Below are 5802 nucleotides of genomic sequence, written 5' to 3'. Positions count from 1 at the left end.
GAAGGGTGCTGCTTCACGGTCAGCTTTCGTGAACGGTCAACGCTGAGGCGTATACTTGGCTCCCCTACTAGGGGAGCTGGCGCGCTAGCGCCTGAGAGGTTCTTACTCCTCGTCGCGGCGGCGCTTGTTCAGCATCAGGGCCACACCACCAATGGCAACGATGGCCAGCATTGCAATGTAAGGTGCATTGTCCAGCACAACACCCATGTCGGGGGTACCTTCCTTGGTGTTGACAAAGCCAATTTTACCGTCTGTTCCGGTAATAGTAGCGGTAATGGTGCTGTTCTCCAGCGTACCAGTTGTATCATCACTCTTGGTCACAATATACTCGCCGCCGTCAGTTTCCACAACGGTCACGGTAACGCCTTCAGGCAGGTTCGTAAGCGTGATGCTCTGATTACGGCCCAGAGAAATAGTATGCTCAGTAGTGTTATCGATAGCCCAGACGTGATCCTTAACATTCTGAGTTTCGCCATCATACTCAGTAACCTTAGCGCCAACATACTGACCTGCAGTCTTGCCATTAGCGTAACTCAGCTTAACCGTGAAGTTAAACTTAGCAGCCAGATCGCTCAGACTACCCTTGATATCCTTGCTGATCACAACGTTGTTAGCAGTGTAAGTGTTGGTAAATGCATTGTCACCAGGGACCTTAGTACCGGTAGCTTTATCCTTGATGCTAGCTGCAGGAGAGTAACTGCTATCGTACAGCTGTGCATAGTACACATAGCCAGTAAGGTCATTGTTGTTTGCAACAGTAATCACAAGGTAACGAGTGGTTTCATCATAAGTGACACCCGGGGTCTTATTAGCCGGGACATCTTCTTTGATTTCAAAGCAATACTTACCGGGGCCAGCGGGCAGTTCAAAATCAGAAATCTTAATGCCCAGAGATGCCTGATAAGCATCTGCCTTGGCATCTATATTGCTATCGAAAGAAGCAGTCTTGGACTTGCTTGCTTCAGGCTGAGTGTAAGTACCATAAGGCTTACTCTTGTCAGCCTTATTTCGGTGCAGTGCCCTTTTCTACCTTATAGTTCTTCTTAATGCCCAGATCTACGTTATCTGGAGTTGTGGTGTATTCCGGTGTCGTCGCAAACGCTGCGGTTGCGCCGACGGTGAGCATCATGGCGGCAGCCAGAACGCCCGCGAAGAATTTCTTCAGTTTCATTGTTATTCCTCCCTAGTAAGAAATAGTTCGTACTCCTGTGCCGCGGCCCAAACTCCGCGGTTCACAGGCAGGATGCCGGCAGCTTCTTCCGGCCTCCGTGGTATTACAAACTGCGTCGCCGCAGTAGTGTAATTACTTTTGCTTGCACATCCTCCAGCGGAACCGGGCCAAAGTCCCGGCTATCCTCGGATTGTGTGCGGTAATCGCCCAGCACAAAAACGCAGCCTTCCGGCACCGTGTAGGGGTACTCCAGCGCGTCTTTTGCGTAGGTGGGGTAGAGGATCTCGCCGCTCTGCACCGCGCCGTTCACCACAAGGGTGCCGCTGTCGTCCAGAGCCACAAGGTCGCCCTCGCGCCCAAGGATGCGGCCCACCCGGAGCTTGCCGCCCTGGGTGTAGACCACAACATCGTTTTTTGCGTAGGTTTTTTGCAGGCGGTAGCAGATGAGCAGGTCGCCATCCTTTACCGCGGGGAACATGCTGCTGCCCTTGGCCTGCGTGAGCAGGAACACCTGCGTGAACAGCACCCAGGCGCACAGCAGGATCACCACAATGCGGCCCAGCAGGCTGATAAAATCCTGCCGGTTCTCAGCGTCCAGCCTGCGGCGGCGCACCGCCTTTGCCCCCAGCTTCAGGGCTTCATTGTCCAGCGGGTGCATCGGAATGCGCCTCCTTTTGGGGGTCAGAGCTGTCAGATTCCGGGTTAAACCTCTCAGTCACGGCTGTCGCCGTGCCAGCTCCCCTAGTAGGGGAGCCCTTGGCAAAACTGTCAACTTTGGCGGTATCTAAGGGCAGGCTTCCGGTCTGCTGCTCCAAGAGCACATTATAGCGGGTGCGCTCGGCGCGGATGGCGGCTTCGTACAGGGCGTAAAGCTCTTCCAGCTTCTTCCACATTGCCGCTTCGTCCACGCCGCCCAGCAGGTTCTTGCGGAATTTCACCGTTCGGAACCACTGGATGATTGCTTCCTGCTCCGGGCTGATATAGCTTTCCTCTGCACCGGCCAGCCGCTGGGGCGCTTTTTTCTTCGCCATGCGGTCAGCCCCCTTTAGTCATCTTCCTTACGGTGCTTGCGCAGCATCAGCAGGGCCACGCCGCCAGCCACCACAGCAAGGATGACGATGTAAGGCAGGGTGTCGAGGAGAACACCAAGGTCAGGCTCGAGGGTTCGATGGTTGGTGAAGTGAACCGTCTGCTCAGTTGTACCGATTGTTACAGTTGCAGTACTATTCTTTTCGTATACTTCACCGTCTGTACCAATCTGCCAGCTGGTATCGTACTTCTCACCAGAATAATCTTCCTCTATAACTTTGTACTCACCACTTGGCAGATTCTTGAAGATAATCGAAGCTCCGTCTTTCAGAGTAAACTTGCCATTTCTCAGCCATTCAACCTTTGCACTATCTGCTTCGCTAATCTCAACATTGGCATCAGTAATATTTGCCGATGTCCCATCAGCTTTGGTAATCGTAAAGGTAAAGGCTTTGTTGGTATCGCCAAGTTTACCAGTAACAGTTTTGGTAACGGTCAGGTTGGCGGAAGCAGGCACATACTTTGCGTAGAAAGTTGTATCCGCAGAAATGGTGCCATTTACAAAATCCGCTTTTTGGGTGCAATTTTCATCCGTATACCAACCTTTAAAGGTGTAAACTGTACCATCTGCTGTTGTTTTAGTTTCCGGGCACACCGCTTCAGTCTGATCATCGCGTTTGACATCCGGGCGGGCAATTGTATTCAACTGAATTGAATCGCCCTGCTTTTGGACTGTATATGCTCCGCCATAATCATTCACTAGATCAAAAGTATTTTTACCCGCATCCTGAACCATAAATTGGACGTTGATGTGCGTTGCATCATGGATCAATAGCAAACCATCCAGATGGTACGTCATTATTTTATCGCCGACATACGTAATCGGAGATTCATACACGCCACTCGTGTATTTTTTGCGCAGGCTCTCTTCTCCTGTCCAATCTCCCTGCGTGCCATTTTTACCAGTGTTAGCTCCGCCTACTCCAACCACCTCGTACCATTTAATTGTGTATGTACCGCCATAATTCTTCTTTACGGCATTTGACTCCCAACTACTCGGGGGCTCCTTATAATAGTAATCCTTGTAAGAACCATCCGCCTGTTTAATCGGAATCACAGGAAACTGTCCGGAATCAACCAAAATTTCTGTTCCAAGCTTATTTTCGGTACTGTTTGTGTCATAAAGCTGATTGTATGGACGTTCTTTCCATTTATAGGTTTCCGGGTCAGGCACATTCAGAATTGTGCCAACAGCCATGCCGTTCCAAGCTTTATTTTTCACATGTGGCTTGTAATAATCACCCTGAGATTGCGAATAATCCCGAATCTGTGTGTAAACATAAAGATTGTAAGAAGATGTCGGATTATCGCTTTCCACAACTGTAATCTTCAGCTCATCGCCGTTACTAAACTTATGTTCATCATCTGCTTTGGGGTCACCGTGGCGGTGATTAATCGTCAACTCACCTGTTTTCGTAACCTTTAACCGTACTGTTTTGAAAGTATCTCCCACGCCATAAATTTCGTCAACCAAATTTCCATTGCTGTCAACAAACTTCGCTTCACCGGGGTTTTGCTTATTCGGTGTAATTATCCATTTATGTTCGTAGTACGATTTTCCGTTTTTGGATCGCAGTGTAATCGTTGCGCCAACCGGAACTTTTGCATCACCCTGAATGCTGCTGATCGTAGCAATACCATCATTCACATTCGGGTACTCAACGCCATCGATCTCAATGCTGACAATCTCAATGCCGTCATCATCGAAGCCTTCACTTCCCTGATCCGGATATTCCAGTGCAATCACAAAGGGGCTAAAGCTACTGGTCTCAAAGGTCAGGGTGCCATTCTCATAGCTGACAACATCCAGTTTTTCCACGGTGCCGTCGTCTTTCTGGTGGAGCACCTTCAGTGCATCGGCAGTGAGCGCTCCCACTTCTTCCATTGCCGCAATTTCCGGCAGGGCATCCAGACCGGAAACGGTAACGGTAGCCTTCTGGCCATTGGCAGGCTGCACCGTTTCGCCCTTGGCGTTCTTGGGGGAGATCTTCAGACCCAGAATGGGAGCCATACTACCAAAATCATTCGAGTGGCTCTCATAGAAGCTCTCCATATCGTCATCGCCCATGTGGATGACGCTGAGGCTATGGGCGGCAGAGGGCAGGTTTTTCACTTCCACCGGCAGATTGACGCTCTTCGTGTTGCCGTCCTCGTCCTCGTAGGAAGCAGAGGCCTTGGCAGTCAGATCCACAGGCACGGGGTTCTTGTCCACCAGATCCTCGTGATCCACGTCCTCTTCCTCATCGGAGCCCACGGTACCGTCCTTCCATGCGGCGTAGACGTTCACGGTGGTGGTCTTGTCGTCCAGAATGTTGCTGGTGGGGTCAGTGAGGTTCAGGCGCACCCGGTTGCCAAGCTCGTCCAGCGTGTACCAGTAGTCAAACTGCCGCAGTTCGCCCTTGGGGTCCCGGTTGGAGGAGGGGTTCTCGATGTAGCTGCTGTAGTCCGCAATGGTCTCTGCCCGGGGCACAGCCTGAATGAAGTACAGGTTCCACAGAACCTCACCGTTCCGGGCCAGATACTCGCTCTCCGTCATATTGTTGATCTGTGCCTGGGCGGTAATATCCTGCAGGTCGTTGGCGTTCAGCTCCTTCAGCCAGAAGCGGTAGACCACCATATCCTGCAGCTTTTTGATCTCGTCGCCGGAAACGACCACTTTGTCATCAGGCTTTTCCACCACGTCGTCCTCGCCGGACCACTGGGTCTCGGTGCTGGAGCTGGAGTCGGTGCTGGTGCTGGTACTGGTGCTGTAGTCAATAACGGTACCCCACTCTGAATCCGTAACGGTGGGGCCGCCGTCGAGGTTGTCCTCGCCGCCCTCTACGGGCCGGGAGGCTTCCTCCTCGCCGAAACCGGCAGCTTCGCTGTCATCGTACACTTCGCGCGGCTCACCGTCGTCCACGGCAGGGAAATCGTCGCCGAAACCGGCAGCTTCCTCCTCGCTGGTTCCGGGGAGTTCTTTCTCAACCTGAAGATCGCTCAGACCCTCCGTTGCAAACACCGGCACAAGGCAGGTGCAGATGACCGCAAGCGCCAGACAAAGCGCAAAAACGCGCTTCACCAGCCTATCTTTTTTTCCGTGATGATTTTTCCGCACAGTGGAGCCCTCCCTGCATCATAGTATTTTTGGCAAAACCGGAGGAAAAGATATTCAACTTTTGTCGTTTTTCTTTCCCTTGGCAGGTTATTTTTACCAGACACATCATTATCGTAATTATAGCATGTATATCCAGTATTTTCAATAGTGAAATTTTATTTTCCCTTCCCCTTTTCAGACAAAATATTCTGCGATATACAGCACGTTATGAACCGTCGCAATATCATTGCGGGGAGTAGAACAGTCCGACTTATCCGCACGCCCGCCGCATTGTTATATCACGCAGTTTTGTGTTGTATCTTCGCAGTTTCACTCTCTATAATACATGAAACGCAGATTCCTTTCACTTTTTTTCGAGATTTTTTGAAAAAAGTTTTCGGGGGAGATGGAAAACCCCACCGTCATCCCTTCGGGATGCCACCGCCCCTAATAGGGGCGGCCTTGG

5 protein-coding genes and 1 pseudogene are annotated in these 5802 nt (G+C 51.2%); all 6 read right to left on the bottom strand.

From position 1 onward, the window contains the following. Positions 1 to 102 precede the first annotated feature (102 nt). On the bottom strand, positions 103 to 357 hold the full coding sequence (locus J3352_RS14310; RefSeq protein WP_242699942.1) for a QVPTGV class sortase B protein-sorting domain-containing protein: 255 nt from the start codon (positions 355 to 357) through the stop codon (positions 103 to 105). Positions 358 to 627: 270 nt separating this feature from the next. Then, positions 628 to 924: pseudogene (locus tag J3352_RS14515) on the bottom strand (Spy0128 family protein); the annotation flags it as partial. 79 nt (positions 925 to 1003) lie between these two features. Continuing rightward, on the bottom strand, positions 1004 to 1171 hold the full coding sequence (locus tag J3352_RS10290) for a hypothetical protein (RefSeq protein WP_156067479.1): 168 nt from the start codon (positions 1169 to 1171) through the stop codon (positions 1004 to 1006). 103 nt (positions 1172 to 1274) lie between these two features. Then, positions 1275 to 1829 carry a signal peptidase I gene (lepB, locus tag J3352_RS10285; protein ID WP_156065933.1) on the bottom strand — a complete coding sequence of 185 codons (555 nt, stop codon included), beginning with the start codon at positions 1827 to 1829 and terminating at the stop codon, positions 1275 to 1277. Continuing rightward, positions 1810 to 2202 (bottom strand): hypothetical protein, encoded by a 393-nt coding sequence (locus tag J3352_RS10280; protein ID WP_156067481.1) that lies wholly within the window; start codon positions 2200 to 2202, stop codon positions 1810 to 1812. The genes lepB and J3352_RS10280 overlap by 20 nt, the downstream gene beginning before the upstream one ends. A gap of 14 nt (positions 2203 to 2216) precedes the next feature. Continuing rightward, on the bottom strand, positions 2217 to 5357 hold the full coding sequence (locus tag J3352_RS14510) for an InlB B-repeat-containing protein (RefSeq protein ID WP_156067483.1): 3141 nt from the start codon (positions 5355 to 5357) through the stop codon (positions 2217 to 2219). Positions 5358 to 5802 lie beyond the last annotated feature (445 nt).

Origin of the sequence: Faecalibacterium sp. Marseille-Q4164 (genome assembly GCF_017377545.1) — a bacterium.
GTDB classification, from domain to species: domain Bacteria; phylum Bacillota; class Clostridia; order Oscillospirales; family Ruminococcaceae; genus Faecalibacterium; species Faecalibacterium duncaniae.
The sequence above is the reverse complement of the archived record's forward strand: the minus strand, read 5'-3'. Positions and strand labels throughout refer to the sequence as shown.